At 57.3% G+C, this 26092-nt stretch carries 22 protein-coding genes and 2 tRNA genes; 12 read left to right on the forward strand and 12 right to left on the reverse strand.

Features of this window, described 5'->3' with window-relative positions; all coding sequences use genetic code 11:
• Positions 1–140: 140 nt before the first annotated feature.
• Positions 141–716: a lipid IV(A) palmitoyltransferase PagP gene (pagP, locus tag FOY96_RS07615; protein ID WP_143346789.1), complete on the forward strand. Its 576-nt coding sequence runs from the start codon at positions 141–143 to the stop codon at positions 714–716.
• On the opposite strand, the gene FOY96_RS07620 is transcribed toward pagP, so the two are convergent.
• Genes FOY96_RS07620 through FOY96_RS07630 form a run of 3 tightly spaced genes read right to left on the reverse strand, consistent with a single transcriptional unit; the run spans position 713 to position 5822 of the window.
• Positions 713–1678, reverse strand: a complete 966-nt coding sequence (locus tag FOY96_RS07620) for an acyltransferase (protein WP_143346790.1) — start codon at positions 1676–1678, stop codon at positions 713–715. The two genes, pagP and FOY96_RS07620, sit on opposite strands and share 4 nt — an antisense overlap.
• Positions 1675–4737, reverse strand: coding sequence for an efflux RND transporter permease subunit (locus FOY96_RS07625; protein WP_143346791.1), 3063 nt, complete (start codon positions 4735–4737; stop codon positions 1675–1677). The genes FOY96_RS07620 and FOY96_RS07625 overlap by 4 nt, the downstream gene beginning before the upstream one ends.
• On the reverse strand, positions 4737–5822 hold the full coding sequence (locus tag FOY96_RS07630; protein WP_172620507.1) for an efflux RND transporter periplasmic adaptor subunit: 1086 nt from the start codon (positions 5820–5822) through the stop codon (positions 4737–4739). The genes FOY96_RS07625 and FOY96_RS07630 overlap by 1 nt, the downstream gene beginning before the upstream one ends.
• Positions 5823–6218: 396 nt before the next feature.
• On the opposite strand from FOY96_RS07630, the gene FOY96_RS07635 reads away from it, so the two are divergent.
• The 3 genes from FOY96_RS07635 to ldtA all read left to right on the forward strand — a co-directional run bounded on the left by FOY96_RS07635 (position 6219) and on the right by ldtA (position 10349).
• Positions 6219–6650 (forward strand): universal stress protein, encoded by a 432-nt coding sequence (locus FOY96_RS07635; RefSeq protein WP_023312348.1) that lies wholly within the window; start codon positions 6219–6221, stop codon positions 6648–6650.
• Between the two features lie 47 nt (positions 6651–6697).
• A complete protein-coding gene (locus FOY96_RS07640) occupies positions 6698–9391 on the forward strand; it encodes a cation-transporting P-type ATPase (RefSeq protein WP_143346792.1) in 2694 nt (897 codons plus the stop codon).
• A gap of 61 nt (positions 9392–9452) precedes the next feature.
• A complete protein-coding gene (gene ldtA / locus FOY96_RS07645; RefSeq protein WP_143346793.1) occupies positions 9453–10349 on the forward strand; it encodes a L,D-transpeptidase in 897 nt (298 codons plus the stop codon).
• A 145-nt stretch (positions 10350–10494) separates the two neighbouring features.
• Here ldtA and FOY96_RS07650 read toward each other — a convergent pair.
• Positions 10495–10570: transfer RNA gene (locus FOY96_RS07650), tRNA-Asn, on the reverse strand.
• 320 nt (positions 10571–10890) lie between these two features.
• On the opposite strand from FOY96_RS07650, the gene nac reads away from it, so the two are divergent.
• On the forward strand, positions 10891–11808 hold the full coding sequence (nac, locus tag FOY96_RS07655) for a nitrogen assimilation transcriptional regulator NAC (protein WP_008499475.1): 918 nt from the start codon (positions 10891–10893) through the stop codon (positions 11806–11808).
• Between the two features lie 96 nt (positions 11809–11904).
• A complete protein-coding gene (gene cbl / locus FOY96_RS07660; protein ID WP_023336219.1) occupies positions 11905–12855 on the forward strand; it encodes an HTH-type transcriptional regulator Cbl in 951 nt (316 codons plus the stop codon).
• 43 nt (positions 12856–12898) lie between these two features.
• On the opposite strand, the gene FOY96_RS07665 is transcribed toward cbl, so the two are convergent.
• The gene (locus tag FOY96_RS07665) at positions 12899–13507 is read right to left on the reverse strand and encodes a glutathione S-transferase family protein (RefSeq protein WP_143346794.1); all 609 of its coding nucleotides are present in this window, start codon (positions 13505–13507) and stop codon (positions 12899–12901) included.
• Between the two features lie 170 nt (positions 13508–13677).
• Here FOY96_RS07665 and FOY96_RS07670 point away from each other — a divergent pair, with 170 nt between their 5' ends.
• The 3 genes from FOY96_RS07670 (at position 13678) to proR (ending at position 15409) form a co-directional block, all read left to right on the forward strand.
• On the forward strand, positions 13678–14571 hold the full coding sequence (locus FOY96_RS07670; RefSeq protein ID WP_143346795.1) for a LysR substrate-binding domain-containing protein: 894 nt from the start codon (positions 13678–13680) through the stop codon (positions 14569–14571).
• A 177-nt stretch (positions 14572–14748) separates the two neighbouring features.
• Entirely contained in the window at positions 14749–15102 is a 354-nt protein-coding gene (locus tag FOY96_RS07675; protein WP_126795992.1) for a type II toxin-antitoxin system RelE/ParE family toxin, read from the forward strand.
• A 4-nt stretch (positions 15103–15106) separates the two neighbouring features.
• Entirely contained in the window at positions 15107–15409 is a 303-nt protein-coding gene (gene proR, locus FOY96_RS07680) for a transcriptional regulator ProR (RefSeq protein WP_143346796.1), read from the forward strand.
• Between the two features lie 75 nt (positions 15410–15484).
• Here proR and FOY96_RS07685 read toward each other — a convergent pair whose 3' ends face one another.
• Entirely contained in the window at positions 15485–16405 is a 921-nt protein-coding gene (locus tag FOY96_RS07685) for a LysR family transcriptional regulator (RefSeq protein ID WP_143346797.1), read from the reverse strand.
• Between the two features lie 141 nt (positions 16406–16546).
• On the opposite strand from FOY96_RS07685, the gene FOY96_RS07690 reads away from it, so the two are divergent.
• From FOY96_RS07690 to FOY96_RS07705, 3 genes are all read left to right on the forward strand, one after another.
• Complete coding sequence (locus FOY96_RS07690) at positions 16547–16936, forward strand: RidA family protein (protein WP_109845238.1); 390 nt, start codon at positions 16547–16549, stop codon at positions 16934–16936.
• 291 nt (positions 16937–17227) lie between these two features.
• On the forward strand, positions 17228–17485 hold the full coding sequence (locus FOY96_RS07700) for an AbrB/MazE/SpoVT family DNA-binding domain-containing protein (protein WP_033145928.1): 258 nt from the start codon (positions 17228–17230) through the stop codon (positions 17483–17485).
• Entirely contained in the window at positions 17486–17818 is a 333-nt protein-coding gene (locus FOY96_RS07705; protein WP_032658722.1) for a type II toxin-antitoxin system PemK/MazF family toxin, read from the forward strand.
• A 54-nt stretch (positions 17819–17872) separates the two neighbouring features.
• Here the strand turns inward: FOY96_RS07705 and FOY96_RS07710 are convergent.
• From FOY96_RS07710 to FOY96_RS07735, 6 genes are all read right to left on the reverse strand, one after another.
• Positions 17873–17948: transfer RNA gene (locus FOY96_RS07710), tRNA-Asn, on the reverse strand.
• A 164-nt stretch (positions 17949–18112) separates the two neighbouring features.
• Positions 18113–20302, reverse strand: a complete 2190-nt coding sequence (locus tag FOY96_RS07715; RefSeq protein WP_045142987.1) for a TonB-dependent siderophore receptor — start codon at positions 20300–20302, stop codon at positions 18113–18115.
• A gap of 26 nt (positions 20303–20328) precedes the next feature.
• Positions 20329–21654 (reverse strand): lysine N(6)-hydroxylase/L-ornithine N(5)-oxygenase family protein, encoded by a 1326-nt coding sequence (locus tag FOY96_RS07720; RefSeq protein ID WP_143346798.1) that lies wholly within the window; start codon positions 21652–21654, stop codon positions 20329–20331.
• Positions 21651–23393 (reverse strand): IucA/IucC family protein, encoded by a 1743-nt coding sequence (gene iucC / locus FOY96_RS07725; RefSeq protein WP_143346799.1) that lies wholly within the window; start codon positions 23391–23393, stop codon positions 21651–21653. The genes FOY96_RS07720 and iucC overlap by 4 nt, the downstream gene beginning before the upstream one ends.
• A complete protein-coding gene (locus FOY96_RS07730) occupies positions 23390–24337 on the reverse strand; it encodes a GNAT family N-acetyltransferase (protein ID WP_143346800.1) in 948 nt (315 codons plus the stop codon). Before FOY96_RS07730 ends, iucC begins: the two co-directional genes overlap by 4 nt.
• On the reverse strand, positions 24337–26079 hold the full coding sequence (locus FOY96_RS07735) for an IucA/IucC family protein (protein ID WP_143346801.1): 1743 nt from the start codon (positions 26077–26079) through the stop codon (positions 24337–24339). Before FOY96_RS07735 ends, FOY96_RS07730 begins: the two co-directional genes overlap by 1 nt.
• Between the last annotated feature and the right edge of the window lie 13 nt (positions 26080–26092).

A 26092-nucleotide genomic window follows, 5' to 3' on the forward strand; every position in this document is an offset into this window, starting at 1 on the left:
TTTTTATCTTTCCGGATGGTGCTGAATAAATAAATTTCATCCCCGCCTGCATCGAGATAATTGTGTCTTCTGGCTCCGTTAAAGGCTGAATGGTTTACAGTAATAGTGACCGCTGCGTAAGTTAAGCTGAGGGAATAACGATGCAACGCACCTTTTCGGCATTCTGGATGGTCCTGTTTTTATTCGTCGCACCGCTTCATGCGGAGCCCAAAGTCTATGGTGAACAGCGTATCAGCGGCTGGTGGAATGCGCTGACGGATGATATTTCGCAAACCTGGGAAGAGCCCCAACGTTACGACCTGTACCTACCGTTTCTGAGCTGGCACGCTCGCTTTATGTACGACAAAGAAAAAACCGACAATTACAATGAAATGCCGTGGGGCGGCGGGCTGGGCGTTTCCCGCTATAACGAAGAGGGCAACTGGAGCGCGCTGTTCGCGATGATGTTCAAGGACTCGCATAACGAATGGCAGCCCGCGATGGGCTATGGCTGGGAGAAGGGCTGGTATCTGGATGATGCCAAAGATTTCCGTCTTGGGCTCGGTGCCGCGGCGGGCATCACGGCGCGAGATGATTTTGCAAACTATGTCCCGCTACCGTTTATCTTCCCGCTGTTTTCCGCCGGGTATAAGCGCGTTACCGTCCAGTTCACCTATATTCCCGGAACCTATAACAACGGCAACGTGCTCTTTGCCTGGCTGCGCTTAGGCTTCTAAAGGGTGATCACCTTTTTTGCCACGGCGTTAGACAATACCAGCATGGAGAACAGAACTGAGGTGACGAAGGTGAGCACAATCAGCGCCAGCTTCATACCGAGAGAGGTCACCGGCATCAGCGCCGTCAGCAGATGAAACACCGAGTAGTGCACAATATACACGCCGGTCATCGTTTTGCTGATGGCGGCCAGAATGGACTCCTTAAATACAGCATTGCGGCGAAAGCGCACGCCGTTCGCCGCAATCACCAGCGCGATGATCAAAATGTAAATCTGCGAGCCGGTGAGAATAAAGGCGTTTCTGTCCGCCTTGAACAGCGCGAAGAAAAAGTGGCGCTCGTAAAACCAGGTGAAGAGGTAGATAAACGGGATGGCGACAACCGCCGCCCTGACGACATTTTTGCGGCTAATCCACTCGGCAATTTTCGGGTCGCAAAAGAGTTGCCCCGTCAGATAAAACAGCAGCCACGTCCACAGCCGATACTGCGGTGAAAGAGAAAGGGCGTGCGTTCCAGGATAGAGCGCTGACAGCAGATCGTATCCGTAGGAAAAGAGCAGCAGGGCGGCAATCGCGCCGCAGAACAGCCTTCGCCGCTGGCTGAGCCACTCCACCGCCGGGTGGAAGGTGTAAATCACCACAAACGCAAACACGAACCAGGGCTGGATTAAATACCCGCGCTGATAGGGCTCCCACAGGTAGTAGATCGTAATCCAGAACAGAAAAACAATCACCAGACTTTTAATTTTACCCAGCTGCCAGCGGGTGCCGTGCCGTGATTGTCCGTCGAGATAGCCCGCAACGACAAAAAACAGCGGCGTGGCAATCGTCGAAATAAAGGTTAAAAACCCCAGGATCCAGTGATAGTCATAATCATAATGATCCCAGGTGTTGTAGATGGTAAAGAAGGTGACCGCCGTCATGCAGCCCAGCGTCTTGATAATGTTCAGCCCTGTCGCATTCATTGTTGTTTGGCTTCGTCCTTACGATGGAAACACGCATAGATAACGGGGAGTACCAGCAGCGTCAGGATTGTAGCAAACCCCAGTCCAAACATAATCACAACGGCCATGCTCTGGAAGAACACATCCAGCAGCAGCGGAGCCAGGCCAAGTACGGTCGTAAACGCGGTGAGCAGGATGGGGCGCAGACGCGAGGTCGCGGCATAAACGATCGCGCTGTGCTGATCCTGCTGCGTTTTCTGCTGCTCGATCTCTTCCACCAGCACGATGCCGTTGCGGATGAGCATTCCGCTCAGGCTCAGCAGACCAATCAGCGCCATAAAGCCAAAGGGAATGCCGGTAAGTAAAAATCCCGGCGTGACGCCAATCAGCGCCAGCGGTACGGTCAGCCAGATGGCGACCGCATTTTTCACCGAACTGAACATCAGCACCGTAATGACAAACATCACCAGATACCCGAGAGGTAGCGTAGTGAATAGCCCCTGCTGCGCTTCGCTGGAGTTTTCCGCGTCGCCCCCCCACTCGATGCTGTAGCCGTGTGGCAGGGGAAGGGCATCTACTTGCGGCTTCACCCGGGCGAGAATGTCCCCGGAGGTTTGCTGGCTCAGCGGATCGGGATCGGTCTGCACCGTCAGCACCCGCGAGCGGTCGCGTCGAAGGATGAGCGGATCTTCCCACTCCAGCGAGAAGCGGCTGACGACGTTACTCAGCGGGATATACTGCTGCCGCGTCTGGCTCCAGACCAGCACGTTGTTCAGGTGACTGGCGTCCAGCCGTTCGCTCTCAGGCGGGCGCACCACGACCGGAAGCAGGTCACTGCCTTCCCGATACAGCCCCGCCCGGCTGCCGGAGAAGTTCATCTCCAGCGCGTTGTCGACGTCCTGCTTATCTACGCCAAGCTCGCGGCCCAGGGCGGCAACGTAATGTGGGCGGATCACCTTGCTGCGGTTTTGCCAGTCGTTCCTGACGCTGCCCGTGGCCGGGTCGCGCGTGAGGATGTCGTCCACCTGGCTGGCAATCAGGCGCAGCCGGTCAGGGTCGGGGCCTTTAATGCGCACCTCAATGGCGCTGTCGCCGGAGGGGCCAAACATCACGCGTTTGGTGCTGGCGTTGACCTGCGGATAGTTTCGCGCGATGTACTCGTCCACGTGGCGCGTCAGGGCGGAGATGTTGCGCTGGTCGTCCATGCGCACCATGATCTGCGCATAGTTGCTGTACTGGCGCTGTCCGCTGTAGGTCAGAATAAAGCGCATACTTCCCTGACCAATGGTTGAGACGGTGGTCTCCACGCCAGGCTGGCCGTTAATGGTTTTTTCGATATCGCTGGTCATTTTCTCAGTCCACTTGATATCGGTACCGTAGGGTAACCACAGGTCGACAAAGAAAATGGGCGTATTAGACGACGGGAAAAAGTTTTGCCGTACGGCGCCGAAGCCCCAGACAGACGCTGCCAGCAGCGCAGCCATCACAATGAGCGTCGGTGCCTTATGGCTCAGCAGCGTGTTAAGCAGGCGCTGGTAGAGGCGGTAGAGACGTTTGTCATAAGGATCTGACTCGTCAGCGTTGTCCGGCGCGCTGTCGTTTTTAAACAACCACCACTTAATCAGCACCGGGGTGAGGGTGAGCGCCGAAAACCAGCTCAGCATCAGGGAAATCAGCAGCACCTGGAACAGGGATTTACAGTATTCCCCGGTGGAATCCTGCGACAGCCCGATAGGGGCAAACGCCAGGATGGCAATCACCGTCGCCCCCAGCAGCGGCAGGGCGGAGCGGCGGATGATGTAGTTTATGGCGGTTAGCAGCGGGGAGCCCTGCTGTCGGGCAATCAATACCCCTTCGACAATCACGATGGCGTTATCCACCAGCATGCTGAGGGCGATAATCAGCGCCCCAAGCGAGATGCGCTGTAGCTCAATGCCACACAGATACATAATCAGCAGCGTGCCCAGCACGTTAAGGGCGAGAGAAACCGCAATGATGATCCCGCTGCGTACGCCCATAAAGATCAGCAGCACGCCGATGACAATCGCCAGCGCCATCAGGAAGTTAATAATAAAACCGTTAACAGAGTGGCCCACTTCGGCTGCCTGATCGTAAAACAGGTCTATCCGTATGCCGGCCGGTTTTTCCGCCGACATCTGGTTTAGCTTCGCCTCCAGCGCGTGGCCCACGTCGATCACGTTCACCCCGGGAATAAACGAGACGCCCATGGTGACGGCTTTTTTGCCGTTGGCATGGTAGATACTCGCTGGCGATTCGTTCAGCCCGCGCGACAGCGTGGCGATATCCCGCAGACGCGTCGCCGCCCCGGTGCCGGAAGGCGTGATGATGAGATCCGCCAGTTCATCAAGATTCCCGAACTCGCCGGTCGGGTGCAGGCGAATGGATTCGGTGCCGGAGGTGATTTCTCCTGCGCTGGAAACAACGTTAAGTCTGCTGAGCAGGGCGGAAAGCTGGTTCAGCGTAATGCCGCGCGCGGCCATTTTGCTCAGGGAGATATCAATGTTGACCTGCTGGCTAATCGCCCCACCGATGGCGACCTTCGCAACCCCGGGGACCAGAATTAACTCGCGGCGAAGCTGCTCCGCGTATCTCACCAGTTCAGGGTTACTGAATTCATCTCCGGAAATGGCGAAGAAGAAGCCGAACACGTCGCCGAAATCGTCATTTACAAAGGGCGTGACGACGCCGGGCGGGAACTGACGCGAGGCATCGCCCACGCGGCGGCGCAGTTCATCCCAAATCTGCGGCAGCTCGTTCGAGTGATAGCGTGACGCGATGTTAACGGTGATTTGCGACAGACCGTTTGACGAGATAGAGCTGACGTTATCCAGATAAGGCAGCTGCTGAAGGGCATTCTCCAGCGGAAGCGTCACCTCTTCTTCCACCTGCTGAGCGGATGCGCCGGGGTAGTGGGTGACCACCACTGCGGTTTTGATGGTAAAGGCGGGATCTTCCAGCCTGCCGATATTCAACAGGGCAAAAATCCCCCCGATGCCCAGCAGCAGGATCGTTAGCCAGACGCGAACAGGGTTATTGATAAATTGACGAGAGATATCCATTACAGTCCCCGTTCACGCGTCCAGATACGCACCGGCTGGTTAGCATGGAGCTCCCCAACGCCCGCAGCCACCACGCGTTCGCCCGCCTTAAGCCCGCTGGTGATCACCACGCCTTCAGTACTCACTTGCCCCACGCTGACCTTGCGGTCTTCAAGATGGAGCGCGTCGCCTTCGCCCGTTACGACCCAGACGTGCGGCTCATTGCGCGGGCTGTTGTCCGGGTTAAAGACTGCCTCAACCGGTACGACCAGCGCCTGAGCGCCCGCGCCCGCCGGGAGGTTGGTTAAATTGATGGTCACCGTACCGCTTACGCCACCGACGGCGGGAAAATCATCTGGCCGCGGCATGGTGAGTATCACCTGCCAGGTCAGGGTATTGCTGTCGCTGCTGCCCGAATGCTCTTTGTAGACGGCGGTAAATTCACGATCCGGAATGGCGTTAATTCGCACCACGGGGCGATACTGCGCGTTGCGGATATCAAAGGTCTTAAACAGGTTTTCGGGGATACTGAACACCACGTCAAGCAGGTCGGTGCGGGTTAACGTGGCAATGGGCTGACCGGGGGACACCACCTGATGATTTCGGACATGTACGCTGGCCACCGTCCCGCTGAAGGGGGCGAAAAGCGTCATCTGATTCAGCTCTTCCCGGGCAATCTGCAGCGCCGCATTCGCCGAATCGCGGTTCGCACGCTGCACGTCCATTTCCGCTTTCGAAATCGCCTGCCGGCCCGCCAGCGTCTGGAAGCGAACGAACTGCCTCTGGGCCAGCGTCGCCGCCGTTTGTCTGTCGTTAACCCGCTGCTGGGCTTCACGGGCGTTCAGTCTGGCAAGCTGTTGCCCCTGCTTGATGGCTGCGCCCTGACGCACATCGAGCGCTTCAATTTGACCTGCGCGCTTGAAGGAAAGGTCTGTGGCATCGCCCGATTCAATGCGGGCGGGGAAAACGCGCTGCTGGGCGTGACCGGGAACCGTCACCTCCGCCACTTTTACCATCCTGGGAAGGGGGGAGTCTTGCTTCGGTTTCGGGTCGCACGCCGTGAGCGTTAACAAAACGAACGGTAAAAGAGAGAGGTAGCGGTTCACTGTATTCCCCTAATAAATAACTGTTTTATTTATTCCATAACCTGGACAGGGGTGACACTATTCTGCCAGAACAGTGACGACCATATAGGTAAATAAACCAATCGCCGTGCTGGCGATAATGGCAAGCGCAATAAACATACCCAGACGGATCAGGCTTAAACCATACATACATTCCTCCATGAGCCGGAAGCGGTAGCTGACTATGAGCATAGTCGGCGAAAAGATAAATGTTAAATAACCATTATCAGTGGGGAAGCGCTAAACCTGATATTCCTGTGCTACGTTTAATGTTAATCATCTTTTTTTACCGTAACTGGCATTAAGGGCAACCCCCTGCATTTAATGCGTTTTTTTGCTTCATTCACTCTCGTGTTGGTTATAAAAAGGATGCTCGATATGTATAAAAACATTCTCGTTCCGGTGGATGTCTACGAGACAAGCCTTGCGGATAAAGCGTTGCAGCATGCACAGTTTCTGGCGCAAAGCGCATCGGGTGACATTCATTTGCTGCACGTCATGCCCAAATTTTCAGCCGAACTGACGCGTGGTTTTATTTCAGATGCGCGCAAAATGGATGAATATATGATTAATAATTCGAAAGAAAAGCTGTCTGACCTGGTCAAAAAAGTAAATCTGCCAGAAGAGCGTGTTCATCTCCACGTCCGTAGCGGGAATGTTCGTGATGAGGTTATTAAGCTGGCGGATGAACTTACCGTCGGCGCGATTATTGTCGGCTCGCGAAATCCAAATATTCAAACCCATTTGTTAGGATCGGAGGCGGCAAGTATTGTTCGTTACGCTCATGTTCCTGTTTTCGTTATTCGTTAATTACAGAGAAGCAAGGTGATTTCTGAATAGAACCTGAGGAAGGAACGATGAAAACAGGAAAACCTGAACGTCCGTATTATCAACAAACCGTTGACGAAACCCTGTCGAATATCCACTCCACCCTGGAAGGCCTTAGCGGCACAGAGGCATCAGCCCGGCTTCAGCAGCACGGTGAGAATGCGTTACCGCAAAAAAAGGGCAAACCCGCCTGGCTGCGCTTTCTGGCGCATTTTAACGACGTATTGATTTATGTTCTGCTGGTGGCCGCGTTGCTTAAGCTCTTCATGGGCCACTGGGTAGACATGTTCGTGATCCTTGGGGTTGCCATCATTAACGCGCTGATTGGCCATATCCAGGAGAGCAATGCTGAAAAATCGCTGCAGAGCATTCGCAATATGCTCTCCAGCGAAGCCGTGGTTGTACGACAGGGGAATCATGAAACGATCCCCACCACGGCGCTGGTTCCGGGAGATATCGTGGTGATCCGCGCCGGGGATCGTATCCCTGCGGACCTGCGCGTGATTGAAGCGCATAACCTTCGCGTGGAGGAGGCCATCCTGACCGGCGAATCCACCGTTGTTGAGAAAAACAGCGATGCGTTAAGCGGGGAACTGCCCTTAGGTGACCGGTATAATCTGCTCTACTCAGGCACTACCGTTAGCTCCGGCGGCGGTAAAGGCGTGGTGGTGGCAACCGGGGGCGAGACCGAACTGGGCCACATCAATCAGATGATGTCCGACATTGAAAAACACCGCACGCCGCTGATGGTGCAGATGGATAAGCTCGGTAAGACCATCTTCATCACTATCCTGGTGATGATGGTGGCGCTGTTTGTCTTTAGCCTCCTGTTCCGGGATATGCCGGTTTCTGAACTGGTGCTGTCGCTTATTAGCCTCGCCGTTGCCGCCGTGCCGGAAGGCCTGCCGGCCATCATTTCCATCATCCTTTCGCTTGGCGTACAGGCCATGGCGCGTCGCAAGGCCATCATTCGCAAGCTGCCTACGGTGGAAACGCTGGGGGCGATGACGGTCATCTGCTCGGATAAAACCGGCACCCTGACGATGAATGAAATGACGGTCAAAGCGGTGATTACCGCTGACACGACCTATCGCGTAGAGGGCGACAGCTACGAACCGGTGGGGAATATTCACCCCGTAGATGACCCGACGCCCGTCAGCGTGACGCAGGGTTCCCTGCTGGAACGCTACCTGCGCACCATTGACCTCTGTAATGACAGCCAGCTGATCAAAGACGAGCAGGGGCTGTGGAAAATCACCGGGGGGCCAACCGAGGGCGCGCTGAAGGTGCTGGCGGCGAAAATCCCGCTCCCACCGGTCGATACCGAAATGCGCAGTAAAATCCCGTTTGATTCGCAGTATAAATACATGTCCACCCTGTACCGGCTGGGCGATGAAGAGGTGATTTTAATCACCGGCGCGCCGGACGTCCTGTTCCGCCTCTGCCAGTACCAGCAGACGAATGACGGACTGCAGCCGTTCGATCAGCCTTACTGGGAAGGGAAGATTGAAGAGTATGCCCGGGAAGGTCTGCGCATGGTGGCCGCGGCCTGGAAACCTGCCCGCGAGGGACAACGCGAGCTGGATCACCCGGACCTGCATGACGGCGTGATCCTGCTGGGTATCGCGGGAATGATGGATCCGCCGCGTCCTGAGGCCATTACCGCCATTGCCGACTGTCTGCAGGCCGGGATCCGCGTGAAAATGATCACCGGCGACCACCCGCAAACGGCCATGAGCATTGGGCAAATGTTGGGGATTGGTAACGCCGCAAGCGCTATCACCGGACGTGAGCTGGAGGCGATGGACGATCGTCAGCTGAGCGACGCCGCACAGCAGTACGATATTTTCGCCCGAACCAGCCCGGAGGATAAATTCCGCCTTGTGCAGGCTCTGCAAAGTAAACAGGAAGTCGTGGGCATGACCGGGGATGGCGTAAATGATGCCCCCGCGCTCAAGCGGGCGGATGTGGGTATCGCCATGGGGATTAAGGGGACGGAAGTGACCAAGGAAGCCGCCGACATGGTGTTAACGGATGACAACTTTGCCACCATTGCCAGCGCGGTGCACGAGGGACGCCGGGTTTACGACAACCTGAAAAAGACCATTCTGTTCGTTATCCCCAGCAACATCGCGCAGGCTCTGCTGATCATCATCGCGCTGCTGGCGGGGAACCTGATCCCGCTGACGCCGGTCCTGATCCTGTGGATGAACATGGCGACGTCGGCAACGCTGTCGTTTGGCCTGGCGTTTGAAGCGGGTGAGAAGGACATCATGAACCGGCCACCGCGCAAGGCGAATCTCCATGTGATGGACGGCTATGCCATCTGGCGCGTGGTGTTTGTCGGTCTGATGATTGCCATCAGCGCCTTCGTGCTGGAAGCCTGGCTACAGCCGCGCGGCTACTCGGCAGAATTTATCCGCACCGTGCTGCTGCAAACCCTGGTCACTGCGCAGTGGTTCTACATGCTCAACTGTCGCGTGAATGACGGCTTCTCGCTGAGCAAAGGCCTGCTGGCGAACAAAGGGATTTGGATCGTGAGCGGCGTACTGCTGGCGCTACAGCTTCTTATCATTTACGCACCGTTCATGCAGATGCTGTTTGGCACCGAAGCGCTGCCGTTCCGCTACTGGGTCATCACCTTCCTGATTGGTTTTGTGATGTTCCTTATTGTCGAGGCGGAGAAAGTGCTGACGCGCAGGTGGCGCAAAACCGAGGCGTGATAGCGTAAACTGAGAAAGCCTGCCTGAGTCCGGGCTTTCTCTTTTTTGAGCGCAGAAAACTATGATTCGACTTACCTGGTTCGTCCTTACGCTGTGTGCCGCTGTACCCGGTGCGTTTGCCGTAACCTATAAACTCCCGCCGGAAGGCAGTCGTCTGGTGGGTACCCCGATTATCATCACCGTACCCGAAGGTAATACGCTGCCTCTGGAAGCCTTTGCCGCGCAGCACGGGCAGGGGCTGAGCAACCTGCTGGAAGCAAACCCGGGCGTGGATCCTTTTTTGCCCAAATCCGGCACCCGGCTGGTGATACCTCAGCAGCTGATTTTGCCTGACACCGTCCGCGAGGGCATTATCGTCAATGCGGCGGAGATGCGTCTCTACTACTACCCGCCAGGCGGTAACACCGTTGAAGTGCTGCCCATCGGCATCGGTCAGGCCGGGCGCGAAACCCCGCGTAACTGGGTGACGGCCGTTGAGCGTAAGCAGGAGGGGCCAACCTGGTCTCCAACGCCGAACACGCGCCGTGCCTATGCGGCAGAAGGGAAAACGCTGCCGGCATTCGTGCCCGCCGGGCCGGATAACCCGATGGGGCTGTATGCGATTTATATCGGCAGGCTGTATGCCATTCACGGCACAAACTCGAATTTCGGCATCGGGCTGCGGGTGAGTCAGGGCTGTATTCGTCTGCGTAATAACGACATCAAGTATCTTTTCGATAACGTTCCCGTGGGAACCCGCGTGCAGCTTATCGATCGGCCCGTAAAAATGACCACGGAGCCGGACGGCAGCCGCTGGGTGGAAGTTCACGAGCCATTATCGCGTAACCGCGCGGAGTTTGAGTCAACCCGGAAAGTGCCGCTGCCTATTTCAGCCGCGCAGCGGACGCAGCTGATAAACGAGGGCGCGGGCGCTGAACTGGAACGGCGGTCGGGAATGCCGGTTAAGATTGGCATGTGAAGGGATAGCGCGGGCTGGTGCCTTCACCCCAGCCCTCTCCCGCGGGAGAGGGTGCACACACTAAAAACGGCAACCCGGTTGCCGTTTTGCATTTACCTTGCGCAGAAAAGCAAAAAGCCTGCTTTAAAAGCAGGCTTTTCAAATTTGGCTCCTCTGACTGGACTCGAACCAGTGACATACGGATTAACAGTCCGCCGTTCTACCGACTGAACTACAGAGGAATCGTGTGAACGGGGCGCATATTATCGACCTGCGTTCGCCTTGTCAAAGGGTGGATCAACGCCTTTTGATCGTTTGCTGACAAAATCGGCAAAGTGATGTTTTTGGCAGCGGAATGCACCGTCATGGTGCGGGTATACCCCTAATGGGGCAGATCATAAACTGCTGTTTCGGTAATAAAACCCCCCTCCATGATTAGGTTTCCTTATTTTCAGGCGCTTAGCGAACAATTTGGACCGCCTGGTAAAAGTGGCATTCATATTGCAAAACCTGTTCAACAACGACAGCCGGTTCCGGCACAGCATTTCGAACAGGGGGCAAAATGAACTTAAGACGACTGAAATACTTCGTAAAAATCGTCGATATCGGCAGCCTGACTCAAGCGGCAGAAGTGCTGCATATCGCGCAGCCCGCGCTGAGCCAGCAGGTGGCTACTCTGGAAGGCGAGATGGATCAGCAGCTGTTGATCCGCACCAAACGCGGCGTCACGCCAACGGAAGCAGGCAAGATCCTGTATACCCATGCGCGCACCATCCTTCGCCAGTGTGAACAGGCGCAGCTGGCGGTAAATAACGTGGGCCAGACCCTGAGCGGGCACGTTTCTATCGGCCTTGCGCCGGGAACGGCCGCGTCCTCTATTACCATGCCGCTGCTGCAGGCCGTTCGCGCCGAGCTGCCTGAAGTGCTGGTGTACCTGCACGAAAACAGCGGTTCCGTGCTGAATGACAAACTGCTCAACGGCCAGCTGGATATGGCGGTCCTTTACGATCGCTCCCCGGTCGCCGGCATCACCAGCCAGCCGCTGCTGAAAGAAGATCTCTATCTCGTGGGCACCCGCGACTGTCCGGGCCAGAGCGTAGACCTTACCGCCGTGGCAGAGATGAACCTTTATCTGCCGCGCGACTACAGCGCCGTGCGCGTGCGCGTGGACGAAGCGTTCTCCCTGCGCCGCCTGACGGCCAAAATCATCGGCGAAATTGACTCAATCTCCACGCTCACCGCGGCCATTGCCAGCGGAATGGGGGTGACGGTTCTGCCGGAATCCGCAGCACGCTCGCTGTGCAGCGCGGCGAACGGCTGGATGGCGCGGATCACCACGCCTTCGATGAGCCTGCCGCTGTCGCTGAACATGTCTGCACGCGGTTCGCTGTCGCCGCAGGCGCAGGCGGTAAAAGAGATTTTGATGTCGCTGGTCAGCAAGCCGTCGCTTGAGAACCGTGAACTCCAGCTCGTGAGCTGATATTCCATAAAAGCATAAGATGCTGGTTTTTATTATTTGTTCTGCAGCGCGGCTGACTCTAACAATAGAGCTATGTCAGATGCGCCGGAGTGAATCGTGAATTTCCAGCAACTTAAAATTATCCGTGAGGCGGCCAGGCGGGACTACAACCTGACCGAGGTCGCCAATATGCTTTATACCTCTCAGTCCGGCGTCAGCCGCCACATCCGCGAGCTGGAAGAGGAGCTGGGCATAGAGATCTTTATCCGTCGCGGCAAGCGGCTGCTCGGCATGACGGAGCCGGGTAAGGCTTTGCTCACCATCGCTGAGCGGATCCTCAACGAGGCAAGCAACGTGCGTCGTCTGGCGGATCTCTTTACCAATGACGCCTCGGGCGTACTCACCATCGCCACCACCCACACCCAGGCGCGCTACAGCCTGCCGCCGGTGATTAAAGCGTTCCGCGAACTTTTCCCCGACGTCCGTCTGGAGCTCATCCAGGGCACGCCGCAGGAAATTGAAGTGCTGCTGCAAAACGGTGGGGCGGATATCGGCATTGCCAGCGAACGCCTGAGCAACGACCCGCTGCTGGTGGCCTTTCCCTGGTTCCGCTGGTACCACAGCCTGTTACTCCCGGTCGATCATCCGCTGAATCAGGTTTCCCCTCTGACGCTGGAAGACGTTGCGAAATGGCCGCTGATTACTTACCGCCAGGGGATCACCGGACGCTCGCGCATAGACGAGGCCTTCAACCGCAAAGGGCTAACGCCGGACGTGGTGCTGAGCGCGCAGGATTCTGACGTGATCAAAACCTACGTCGAGCTGGGTCTGGGCATTGGTCTGGTGGCGGAACAGTCCAGCGGAGAACGCGAGGACGGGAACCTGGTGCGTCTTGATACGCGTCATCTGTTCGACGCAAACACCGTATGGCTTGGCCTGAAGCGCGGGCAGCTGCAGCGCAACTACGTGTGGCGCTTTATCGAACTCTGTAACGCCGGGCTGTCGGTGGATGAGATTAAACGCCAGGTGATGGAGCCGGAAGAAGTGGCGATTGATTATCAGATTTAGGTGCTGATTTGCCCGGTAGCGCTGCGCTGACCGGGCTCATCGCTTAGCTGAACGGATATTTTTTAAAGACCGCCTGTGATTCGAATGATTCGGTAACCGCCTGAATCTCTCTAAAATCCGCTGCGTTAACGACGTGCGGGATCATCGACTGAATAAACGTCCAGACAACCGTGCTCGTGACGGCAACCTGATCGGGAACGGCGGAGGCCGGACGCGTCTCCAGCAAGGCATTCCATTCCCTGCAGGCCGCCAGCAGCTGGGTGGTAATGCGATCGACCCATAAAGCGTGCTGCTTTTCCACCGGGCGCTGGTTGTGCTCATACACATTTTGCACGGCTTTCTCTGCGGCGGCGAGGATAAAACCCAGCGTCTGAATATCGTTTGCCAGCGCATCCGGCGCGACGGGCAGAAGTCTCCGCTCGGGTGTGGCCTGAGCCTCGAAATAATTCAGTATCAGCGACGAATCCATCAAACGTATTCCGTTATCCAGAATCAGCGTGGGCGCTTTTACCGCGGGGTTGATTCGGGAGAACGCGTCGAAGGTGCTGAATACCGACAGCGGCTGACTTTCAAACTCAACGCCATAAAGTTCAAGGGAAATCGCCACGCGCCGTACATAAGGTGAATCCATCATGCCAACAAGCTTAATCATCGTTGCCGTTTTCCTGTCTCTGTGAAATAACGCGTCATTGAAGAGGATGAACAAACAGTACAATACAAACTTCCTGGCGAATATCTTCAGTATCTTACCGTAAAGGTTAGTATTACTGACATGTGGGCAAGTTGCCGTTATACATCCAGCGCGGATAAGGGAGTGCTTTCATGTCGGATTTTCCACCCATTGCCAGTTTGCGAAGCTTTGAAGCCGTCGCCCGTCTTGGCAGCGTGACGCTGGCGGCGAAAGAGCTCCACGTTACCCATTCCGCAATCAGCCAGCAGATCAAACTGCTGGAGGAGATGGTGGGCGTAAAGCTCTTTATCCGTCAGGGACGCGGGGTGCAGATTAACGAAGAAGGGCGGCTCTATGCCTTACAGGTACGCGAGGCGTTGAACCATATCGCAGATGCCACCCGGCTTGTACAGGTGAAGCCGAGAAAGCAGGAGCTGACGCTGGCGATGGTTCCGTCTTTTGGATGCCACTGGCTGTTGCCGCGTCTGGAACGCTTTCGGGCGAAATATCCGCTTATCACCCTTCGGATCAAGGCCAGCCTGACGGTCACCAGCCTGCAGCAGGAAGGAACAGATATCGCGATACGAATGGGGAAGGGAAACTGGGAAGGGAGCGAAAGCCATTACCTTTTTTCCGATGAGCTTATTGTGGTGGCCGCACCCGGCTATAACGGCGGCGAGCTGCCCGCTACGCCAGCTGAGATTGCAAAGAGTCATATTATTTTTTCCATGGAGTCGTGGAAAACGTGGTGCGTGAATGCGGGGCTTGAGAAAGAGATCGTGCCTGGCGGTTTATGCATTAACGACTCGAATTTAATTATCGAAGCCGTTCGGCTCGGGAAAGGCATCGCGCTGGAGCGCCGCTCTCTGGTTCAGGATACCATTACCCGGGGGGAACTGGTCCAGCTAACCTCAATTACCGCGCCGTATCCCTGGCCTTACTGGCTGGTGAAAGCGCGGTCAACGGAGACGAAGCCCGAGGTGGCTCTTTTTGTCGCGTGGCTGGATGAGGAAGTGGCAGCCTGGCGGCAGTTGCTGGGCTGCTGAACTTTTTTCGATGCTGCTCGTAGCAAAATGAATATCCAACAAGGGAGACATAGAATTACTCCGTCACGCATTCAGTATTTCCGTAACCCCACAAGATTCTGCTTTTCCATCTCAGCATAATCATCGCTATAGCTTTGCACATATATAGCTTTTGATCTATATTGGATGGGAGGTCTTGTGTGGGCAATTAACACGACGGACAGGTTTGATCGCTGGTTCACTTCGCTTGACGATACCGAACGCGCCAGCGTACTTGCAGCACTGCTGGTTTTGCGAGAGAAGGGGCCGGGTTTATCGAGACCCTACGCTGATACGCTTAAAGGCTCTCGTCACAGCAACATGAAAGAGCTACGTATTCAGAGTAAGGGCGATCCCTTGCGGGCGTTTTTCGCCTTTGATCCAAACCGCACGGGTATCGTGCTTTGTGCGGGCAATAAGGTCGGCAATGAAAGGCGATTCTACGATGAGATGCTTCTCGTTGCTGACCGGGAATTCACTCACTGGCTGAATACATTAAAAGAGAGGGAATAGCGCGATGGGAAGAACCCTTGAGCAGCTTATAGCGGATGAAAAGCCGGAGGTTGTCGCCAGCGCTCAGGCGATAGCAACGGATATTTTGCTCAACATTCATCTTGCTGAGTTACGCGAGAAAGTACAAAAAACGCAGGTAGAAATGGCGCAGGCGTTGGGTATCAGGCAACCTACCGTTGCGGTAATGGAAAAGCCCGGGCGCGATTTGAAACTCTCTTCTCTCAAGCGCTACGTTGAGGCTGCGGGCGGAAAGCTGCGGCTTGATGTGGAGCTGCCGGACGGCACGCACTATGAGTTTGTGCTGTAGGGCAGAAAAGCAAAAAGCCTGCTTCAAAACCGCCGGAATGACCGTCACTCGGTGGTGATGAGCGAATAGATGCAATTACTTATGGGTAGAAGTGGGGACATGCTGCTGCATCAATTCAACGATCCAATCAATAAAAACGCGCAGTTTGGCGTTGACATGACGGTTCGGCGGAAAGGCCAGGTACAGGGGCATTGGGTTAATACGCCAGTCTTCAAATAGCGGAATCAAGGAGCCACATGCCTGATGTGCTGCCGCCATATAAACGGGTAGCGCAATCACGCCTAATCCCGCGAGCCCGGCTTCGAGGTAGGCATTGCCATCATCCACTGCAAGCACGTAGCTGCCCGTGATTTCAATATGTTCGCTCTCACCGTGCAGTACCAGAGGATCAACCTTACCGGTGCGTGAGGACAAGAATCCCACTATGCGATGGTCCGTGTTTTCCAGCTCTCGCGGATGCGCAGGTGCGCCGAGGCGTTCCACATAGCTCGGTGCGACGTAAACACCGATTTGCAAATCGCCGACATGGCGTGCGATCAGGGACTGGTCATTGATTTCACCGCCGCGCACGACGCAATCCACGTTGTCGCCAATCAGATCCACCACCCGGTCACTCACGCCCATGTCGAACTGGATATCAGGGTAGCGCGCGTGAAAAGCCGGTAGCGCGGGCACCAGCACCAGGCGGGCGAGAGGAGTGGGCACGTCCACCCGTAGTCGCCCCCGGGGCACCATCGTCGCACTGGACAGGCTGTTTTCAGCATCTTCCATGTCCGCCAGCAGGCGGATGACGCGCTCGTAGTAGACCGCGCCATCAGGAGTCACACCGAGCCTGCGGGTGGTGCGGTGGAGCAGCTTGACGCGCAGGCGCGCTTCCAGCTGTTGAATAAGCTGCGTCACCGTGGTTTTGCTCATATGAAGCGTTTGGGCAGCCCTGGTGAAACTGCCTGCCTCCACCACGCGAGCAAAGGCGCGCATCGCATCGAAACGATCCATCCGTTGTTCTCTCTTTTCACCGATTGTTTGGATATTACAAACAATGATGGACAAAGTCGCTTGTTTATCCGCCCGCTACAGCAACTGTAAAGTGTCTTTATGTTCACCGGGCGGGTTTCGCCCCATTACAGAGGCACAAACATGACAACACGCGAAGCCGTTTTTCCCTTCGGTCGGCAGGCGCTCTACGAGCGCAACCGGTATTCACCCGCTATCAAATCTAACGGCTTTCTGTTTGTTTCGGGACAGGTAGGTAGCCGGGAGGATGGTTCGCCTGAAGAGGATCTCAACGCGCAGATCCGGCTGGCATTCGATAACCTTAATGCTGTTCTTACGGCTGCGGGCTGCACGTTCGATGACGTGGTTGACGTTACCCTCTTTGTCGTCGATCCCGAGTCAAACCTCGACGCTATCTGGAGTATCCTGCCAGAATATTGGGGGGAAGCGCCTTACCCGACGTTGACCGGGATCGGCGTGACGTGGCTGTACGGATTCCAGTTTGAGATTAAGGTGATTGCCAGGCTGCCCTGAGCGTTACGGGTCTTTCCGACGGTCAAAAGACAATACAGCGGGCGCAGCTCCGATCCGGAAGCCGCCTCGCATTTCGTTTATCCGATTCGCCATAACCCTTTGAACCGCAAAAAGAGTTTTTTATTATCAGCCTTCTTAGTTCCGCGCTTCGTTCCCGCCTGCACTGTCCTTCGATGGATAACGGCTTTATGGACACCTAAATACGAAAAGGAAATCACCATGAATCTGATGACTAATTGTGCACTTCCCGCCATGAATGTTATATTAAAATATAATATCCGGAGGTGCGCTATGTATACAACTCGTCTGAAAAAGGTCGGCGGATCCATCATGCTGGCGGTTCCTCCCGCCGTGCTGAAAACGCTGGAGCTGTCGACGGACAGCGAAGTCGGCATGACCATTAATAATGGCTGCCTGATTATTGAACCCCAGAAGCGGCCTCACTATTCGCTTGAGGAGCTGCTGGCGCAGTGCGATCCGCACGCTGAAATGAGCGAAGAGGAGCGGGAATGGATCGATGCGCCTGCGGTGGGCAGGGAGATCCTGTAAATGGACAGAGGGGAAATCTGGCTTGTTTCACTGGATCCGATTGCTGGCCACGAGCAAAGTGGAAAACGTCCGGTTCTTATCGTATCGAAGGCATCGTTTAACAAGCTGACCCGGTTACCGGTAGTGGTTCCCGTCACCAGCGGCGGAAACTTTGCACGTACAGCAGGTTTCACCGTTTCACTGGAAGGGGCGGGGACAACAACAACGGGCGTTATTCGCTGCGATCAGCCCAGAACCATTGATATGTCTGCCCGGAACGGCATGCGGCTGGAACGCATACCTGACGCCGTTGTAAATGAAGTGCTTGCCAGGCTGGATGCGATTCTGAATTAACATCAGTGACGCAGAAAAGCAAAAAGCCTGCTTCAAAAGCAGGCTTTTCAAATTTGGCTCCTCTGACTGGACTCGAACCAGTGACATACGGATTAACAGTCCGCCGTTCTACCGACTGAACTACAGAGGAATCGTGTGAACGGGGCGAATATTATCGACCTGCGTTCACCTTGTCAAAGGGGGAAATTAAACTTTTCGTTTGTTTGCCGACAATTTCAGCAAATCGCTGATTTTATAGCAAATTCGCGTTGAAATTACACAGCAAAATGCGCCGCCCGCAGGCGGCGCGCAGGATCAGAACAGTACGGAGTAGTTCAGACCAAACGTACGTCCGCGGCCTTTATAGGTATACAGCCCCGGTGCGCCGTAGGTTGGGCTATACAGCCCCGGCGCGCGCTGGCCCCAGGCGGTGGTGTAGTCTTTGTCCAGCAGGTTTTCCACGCTGAAGCTGACCTTACCCACCGGCAGGGCGTAGCTGCCCAGGAAGTCGACCGTGTTATAGCCATCGATCTTCTTGCCGTCGGAGTCTGATACGTCAAAGGTCTGCGTGCTCTGCACGCGCAGGGTCCAGTCGCCCGGCGCCCAGTTGACCCATGCGCTGGCTTTCGACGGGCTGGCGCTGTCAACCGTCAGCTTCTCCCATTTGCCGTTTTCGCGCGTTTCAGACTTGATGGCGTTAAAGTTCGCACCGGTGCTCCAGTCGCTGTCGGTGAAGAAATAGTCCACCTGACCTTCAACCCCGTAGATACGACGCTTGTCGTCTTCCAGGTTGATGGTCATATCCGTCTTGTTGATGGTGATGGTTTTATCCGAGAGCGAGTAATACGCCGCGACCTGCGTGCGCAGGTTATCGCCGGTGTAGCGCCAGCCCAGCTCATAAGCGTTGACCTTGATACCGTCCAGCGTCGAGTCGTTCACGTTGACGCTGTTCAGCAGGCGATAGTGACCGTTGCTGAGCTGATAGGTGCCGGAGCCGTAGTACTTCGCCAGGTCCGGAATTTCGAAGCCCTGGGAGAAGTTAAACCACAGCTGCTGCTGTTCGGTCAGGCGACCGAGGATCCCGGCGTTAAACAGGAAGTTGTTGTAATCGGTTTTCCCGCCCGGCACCGCGTCGGCGGAGGTGGCTTTCCCGGTGGCGATGGCCTGCTGCTGGGTATAACCGACAAAGTCGTCCACCTTGTTTTCGGTGTACTGATAGCGCACGCCGCCGCTCAGGGTGATGGCGTCAATGTCGTAGCTGGCCTGCAGGAACGGGGCGAGGTTGGTGATGCTGTAGCCCGGGTAACGGCCCACGTTGTAGGCGTTATCCAGCTCCATGCCGCCGCTCGCCGCGGCCTTGCTCAGGTTGAAGAACTGCTGGTTGGCATCGAAGGTTTCGTGGTCGGCATCCACACCCCAGGTCAGCGTTAAATCGTCCACCGGCTTGCTGTTCAGCGTCAGCTTGCCGCCGTAAAAATCGGTTTTCTGCTGGGACGCGCCGATGCTGCTCACCACGCCTTTGGTCAGGGTCGGGAACGGATAATAGGTCAGGCTCTCGTCGCGATAGTAAATCTGCGCGACCAGATCCTGGCCCCAGAAATCGGTATTGGAGTACTGCAGGTTAATCAGATGGCGCTCGGTGCCCGGTACGCGGTCAGAATCAAGATTATCTTTGTTGTACGCGGTCGCATCGCCTGTTACCGCCGAGAAGTTCTTCCCGAGATACAGGCCATGCTTGCCGTCGGACTCGCTCTTGTAGTACTGGGTCGTCAGCTGCAGCTGCTGACGATCGTCAATGTTGATGGTGCCTGTGCCCATCACATCTATACGGTCGGAATACTGGAGGCCGGTCTGGGTGTTATCGATAATCACCTCGTTGCCTTTGCCGTCATACCAGCCGCCGTAGCGCTGATACGACACCGACAGACGACCGGAGGCGTTGTCGTTACCGCCGCTTACGGCTGCCGACACGTTCTCATCGCGATCGTTGTGGCTGTTAAACCCGCTCTTTGCCCCGGTCTGGAACTCCACTTCGGTATCCGGCTGGCCCTTTTTGGTGACGATGTTCACCAGGCCGCCGGTGCTGCCGCCGCCGTAGAGCGAGGTGGCGCCGGAGATCACTTCGATACGGTCAATGTTGAACGGATCGATAGAGTCCAGCTGGCGGCTGTCGCTGCGGGACGAGTTCAGGCGAACGCCGTCCACCATCACCATCATGGAGCGGCCGCGCAGGTTCATGCCGTAGTTGGTACGGCCCTGGCTGCTGACGTCCATGCCCGGGATCAGCTGTGCCAGCACTTCTTTAATCTCTTTCCCTCCCTGAACCTGCTGCTCAATTTCAGCCCGTTCAATGACCCAGGTGGTCTGCGCCATCTCCGCCACGCTGCGGTGCGCGCGGCTGGCGGAGACCACGATATTTTCTTCCTTTTGTTCTTCCGCCCACGCAGAGGTAGAAAGCATTGCAAGCAAGCAAGGATTTAAAACCCAAAGATGAGAACGTTTCATTGTTATGTTGATCCTGATTGTGTGTGTCAGTACTCGGTTGTTTTTGCTAACGATTTAAAAACCGGGCTGTTCTCCGGGCTGGTGGTGCTGCGCCAGTGGATAACGCCGGGTGTGGTAGCCAGCTCAAACGGCTCGTCGGCGTGCGCGCGATTAAGAATTCGCGCCGCGCGCCAGGCCATCAGGCTGAGCTGGGGTTCGGCAATGCCGAGACGGTGCATCCCGGCATTCACGGCGAACAGGCGGTTGCTCTGCGGGCCGTCCCATTCGAGGGTGAAATCGTTGTTGATGCAGAAGGCTTCGTCCGTATCCAGATGCAGGCGGTGAGACAGCGGCGCGAGGAACGCGGGCTGCACGGCGCGGTAGCCGGTGGCGAAAATCACCACATCACTCTCCAGCTGCTCGCGGCCGCCGTCGAGGTGATGCTGAATGCTCAGGCGATGGCCGTTTTCCTGGCGCGTCAGGGACGTCACCGAGCGGGACGGCAGGAGATGCGCCCAGGGTTTTTCACGCAGCACTTCGAAGCGGTGGTACATGGCGCGGTAAATCGCCAGCAGGGACTCGGTGGTAATCCCGTCGGACGTCATCTTCTGCTCGTGCAGCATCTGCCGACGGGCCTCTTCACCCAGCGTGGAGAAGCTGTCCACGTACTCCGGCGTGAAATACTCGTTGGCAAAGGCGGCTTCATCCAGCGCATTATAGTTATTGCGGCGCGATACCCAGTTCAGGCTCAGCGGCTGGCCCCATTCGCCGCGGAAGATATTCAAAAAGAGGTCGGCGCCGCTCTGGCCGCCGCCGACGACGGTGACGCGCTTGCCCGCGAGATCCGGCGTGCGCAGCATCATCTCGCTGGCGTGGAAGCAGGTATCGTCCTGCGCGGTGACGCAGTCAGGCAGGTTGATCTGTTTGCCAATCCCCACGCAGACGTGGCGCGCCAGGAAGCGGTCGCGCTGGGTCATTACCTCAAACAGGCCGCTTTTCTCATCAAAGCTCACCTGCTGTACCTGCTGGCTGAAGGCGAGATTGGTGAGGTTTTCCGCCGCCCAGCACAGGTAGTCCGCAAACTCTTCGCGGGAGACGGTGCGCTGCTCGGTAGTCAGGAAGCGGTAGAACTTTTTGCGCTGCACCAGGTAGTTCAGGAAGCTGTGGCGGTTGGTTGGCTCCACGGCGCTGACCAGATCCTTCAGGAAGCTGGTCTGCATGTGGCAGTCCGGCACCATCATTCCCGGGTGCCAGGAGAAGTGCGGTTTACGCTCAAGGAACAGCGAGCTAAAGCCGTCCAGCCCTTCAGCCAGAGCGGCGATGCTAAGGTTAAACGGGCCAATACCAATGCCGATGAAATCATAGGTTTTCATTGCGCTGACTCCCGGGAGGCGAGAAAAAGAGGGTTATCAAGGTCGGTGACATAGTTCGGCAGCATGCGGCTGCCGCCGTCGTGTTCGGAGAAGGTCAGTTTGACCGGGTTGAGGATCACGCGAATAATCTGCGGCTTGAAGAGATCGAATTTGGCGAAGCGTTCTGCCAGATCCGGGTGCGCCGCCATATAACCCCGTAAAACCCCGGCCAGAAGCTGGTAGAAACGCGTTTCGCTCACGCCGCATTGCAGCGTGAGGCGCGAGATAAAGCGCAGCACCGTCACAAAATTACCGGTTTGCAGGTCGTGAATAATGTAATCCGCGCTCAGGCGCGCCGTGACGGCCTTCACCTGCTCCGGCAGGCTCTGGGCCTGCGGGAAATCCTCATCCACCAGGCGCATATCGCCCTGGAAATCTTTCAGCAGAATGCGCTGCGGGACGTAATCCTTCATCACCAGCGTCACGTTCTGGCCGTGGGCGATCAGCGCCACGCCGTAGCGGCAGAGCAGGTGATAGAACGGGATCACCGTTGCCTCAAACAGCTTTTCAAGCCACGCGTCGGCGCTTAGCCCCGAGCGTTTAATCCACGCGTCGATCAGCGGGCGCCCGGCATTGTCGGTTTCCATCAGCGCCGCCATCAGCACCGCCTGTTCACCGTCTTCTACATAACAGGACGGATTCTCGCGCCAGATCACCCCCAGCATCTCCTGATAGCGGTAGGGCGCTTTCGGCAATGCGGCATAGCCCTGATGCGACAGATAACCGGCGGCGGGTTCGCCAAGCACCTGAGCACCGGAGCGGATCAGCGTGGCGTCGGTAGCGAACTGCTGCTGCAGCCAGCGCGAAGCCAGCGGCCCGGCGGCAATGTACTTGCCCGGGATGCCGCGATAGCAGGAGGTGTTGTAGATGGTCAGCGGAAGCTTGATGTCATACGGCGCGCGACGGCTGGCGTTAGTGAGCGTGCGCAGGGACTGCTGCGCCAGATACTCGTCGCCAAATTCGCCCAGCTCAACCATCTCACCGCGCGCCAGCTGGGCCAGGAAATGGACGGCGATCTTCTGCTGCCACTGCCACGGGTGCAGCGGCACCGGCAGCCAGCCGTCGTTGAGACCCAGCGCGTGCCAGCGGGCGTCAAAGCGGGCGCGCTCGGCGTTGTCCATGGCGCTCGCCAGCAGAGCGTTGATATCGCAATCGGCGTCGCTGCTCCAGACCAGATGCTCTCGCTGAACGGCGACCCAGTGAAGGCGAAAACGTCCGCGATACTCGGGCGCGTACTGACGCAGCGCGTCCAGCCCCCAGCCGCGGCGGCCTTTGTTGAAAATAAACTTCGGGTGACCGCTCATCAGACACTGTAATTCGTCCGGGTCGAGGTGGATCAGCGCGTCCGCGTCCAGCGCTTCACGCGCATGCAGCAGCTGCATGTCGCCGCGCAGCGTGGCGTAGAGATCTTCCATATGCTCTGCCGTTTGCGCGTCGCTCATCTCCAGCACTTTCGCCAGCTGCAGCAGCGCGCGTTCCGCTTCCACTGCATCGCCGCTGGCGGCGATCAGGCTGTCCGGGTCGATATGCAGCCAGCCCCAGATCCCGCGCGTGGCGCGAAACTGCCAGGACTCGTTGCCCATGGCGATGCGCCAGCCGTTCGACGAAACCGGCTCAGCGCGCAGGGTGCGTTCGTACTCCAGCTCGGCGAGGATCTTCGCCACCATCTCGCGGTTCACTTTCTGCCAGAGCGCGTTCACAGTTCCACCTCGCTGAAGAAGCGGTGGCGCTGGCTCATGATGAGGCGCGAGCGCTTGTGCGGGAAGTCGAACTCTTTCACCGTCTCGAAACCGGCGGAGGCCAGATGGCGGAACAGGCGCTGGTTGTCGAAGCGCGGCTCGGCGACAATTCGCGCGGTGCGCGGTTCATCGAGATACAGATAGTGGCTCAGGCCGCGCAGCCAGCTGCGGATGTACTGTGCGCCGCGCCAGTTCTCTTCGCCCACCAGCATGTGCAGCCCGCGGTCAAACGGCTGCCAGCGGTAGTGGCGGCCAATGCGGTCTTCTGGCGCCCAGTAGAGCTCAAAATAGCCGAACGGCTGGTCATCGAAGCAGCCGATAACCGGGTAGCAGTAGGTCGAGTCAAGCTGACGGCGCAGGTAGTTTTCCTGCTCGGCCTGCGGGCCCGCCATCTCCCAGAAGGCGTTCACGCGCGGGTTGTTCATCCAGCGCGTAAAGCGCTCGCCGTCCAGCGCCACGTCGACCACGCGGAAGCTGAGGGTGCGCTTAATTTGCGGATCGTAACGACGGTACACTTCGCCCTGCGGGCGGTGAGGACGCAGCGGGAAGTACAGCTGACGGCTCTCATCAAACTGCATCCCGCCGCTGGCCTGCGGCCGTTCGCCTTTCAGCCACAGCGGCAGCTGCCAGAAGGTTTCGCGTGCCAGATAGTCCCCGTGGGCCAGGCTAAACAGCGCCTGCGCCTGGGGTTCATCCTGCCAGGTTGCCCATGGCAGGGTAATGCCGGTCAGCGCGGGCGCGGCAACAAACAGCTGATCGAGTGCTTCGACCAGCCAGCCGTCCGGGATCCCATTCAGACGCTCCAGCACCGTGCTGCCGTCGAGACCCAACGTCAGCGGCAGCGCGCGATCCGTTGCGGTGCAGCGAAAGCCGTAGCCGGAATGGACGATATTCGCGATTGCCATTACGCCTTCTCCTTGTAAAACGGGTTGCTAAAGTCGAAATAGATCACCGCCGGATCGACGATGGTGTTTTCATTGCGATCGTGCAGGTAGCAGAAGAAGTTGCCTTTGCAGTTCCAGGTCGGGCTGTCGAGCACGTAGTCGAGGCAGCGGGTCTGCTTCGCCGTGCGGCGCAGTTCGGCCAGCGCGTCGCGCACGCGGGACATCAGGCTCTCCTCACTGTCGAAACCGGCGGCGGCGAGGGCGGCGGTGACGGCAAGGGTAGAGTTCAGCAGCAGGTAATAAGGGAAGTAGCGCAGCAGCTGGCTCTCACCGAAGCGGTTTTCCACCTCGGTTTCGCCCGCTGAATTCAGCCACGCGTCGGCACCTTCGGTCCACGCGCTGCCCTGGCAGTCGCGGTAAATCAGCCCGACGGGGAAATCCTGCTGCATCTCAACGAGGATATTTTGCTGGTGCGCCAGCAGGACCAGACCGTAGTCCGCCTCGGCGCTGAACAGCGGGAGCAACACGCGGTCGCAATAGGCGTCCAGCCAGCAGCGGGCGGCCTGGGCGAGGGGTAAATCCAGACGCTGGCTCAGACGGCGCACCGCGGAGGCCAGCAGGCTGTCGCCGCCGTCCGGCGCGGCCTGGGTCAGGCTCACCAGCACGTTGGTCTGGGTGTCTGGCGTATCGAACAGCAGATTGACGCGCAGGGCCATCAGGCTCTCTTCCTGAATAACGCCGCTTTCGTCACGCAGCCCCGCCCAGCCGTCTTCCTGCATCACGCGCATGGTCGGGTAGCGGGCCTGTAATTCTTGCCAGCGTTCCGTTTTCGCCAGACGCGCCAGGCGCATTCCGCGCTTAACTTCTTTGACCGACAGCGTGCGCACGGAGTTGGTCAGGCGCACGCTGAGGGAGAACTTAATCATGTCGCTGTTGGTTTCGCTGTACAGCGAGCGGGACGAGCTGGTAGGCAGCCACTGCGCGCCCGCTTCACCCAGGTCCTGCAATGCACCGTTTTCCGCCAGACGCTGGCACCAGTCCTGCTCCAGCAGAAAGTCGGCCTGCCACGGATGCATCGGCAGCAGCCAGCGGGTGTCGGTGAAGTGGCCGAGCAGCTCAGGCGCGCTCTGGGCCGCGAAGCGCAGCAGACGCTCACGCAGGGAGACGTTCAGGCTGTCGCCGGCAACGAGCGCGCTCTCAACGGCAAACCAGCGCAGCGGGAAGCGGGAGGCGAAATCAGGAAGATAGCGACGCGCCTCTGTTTCGTTGAACGGCTCGTGCGACTTCGGCGCCGGGTGAAACGCGTGGCCGACCAGCAGCGCCTGTTCCGCTTCAGCAAACGTCAGTGGCTTATCGCGCAGGTTTACCCAGCCGTGGCGGAGATCGATCGCCTGCCAGGTGTGGGCATGGCTTTCGAGAACGCGCTGCTTAAAACGCGCCAGCGTATCGGCATCCAGCGAGCCTTTTACTGACGGTTTTTCAAGAATTAAATCAACCAGTTGATCAAATGTGACGGCGTCACCGTCATCACTGTTGCTCTGAAGAAGCGTGGCCGGGAAACGGTACTGATGATGCTGGGTGGGAGAGAAATAGCGTACCGGAACCCGAAGCGCCTGGGTTTGGGACAGCGGGATATGAATGTTCGGTAACGCATCCGCAGCGGTAGCGGGGAGATAGCGCCAGTCCTTCGTTTCGCGCAACAGGGCGTTCAAAAAACACTGGGCTGCAACGTCTGTACCGGCAGAGCGGGTCAGAGCACGCATAGATGTACCTCAT

The sequence above is a fragment of the Enterobacter asburiae genome (genome assembly GCF_007035645.1).
In the GTDB taxonomy this organism is placed as follows: Bacteria; Pseudomonadota; Gammaproteobacteria; order Enterobacterales; family Enterobacteriaceae; genus Enterobacter; species Enterobacter asburiae_B.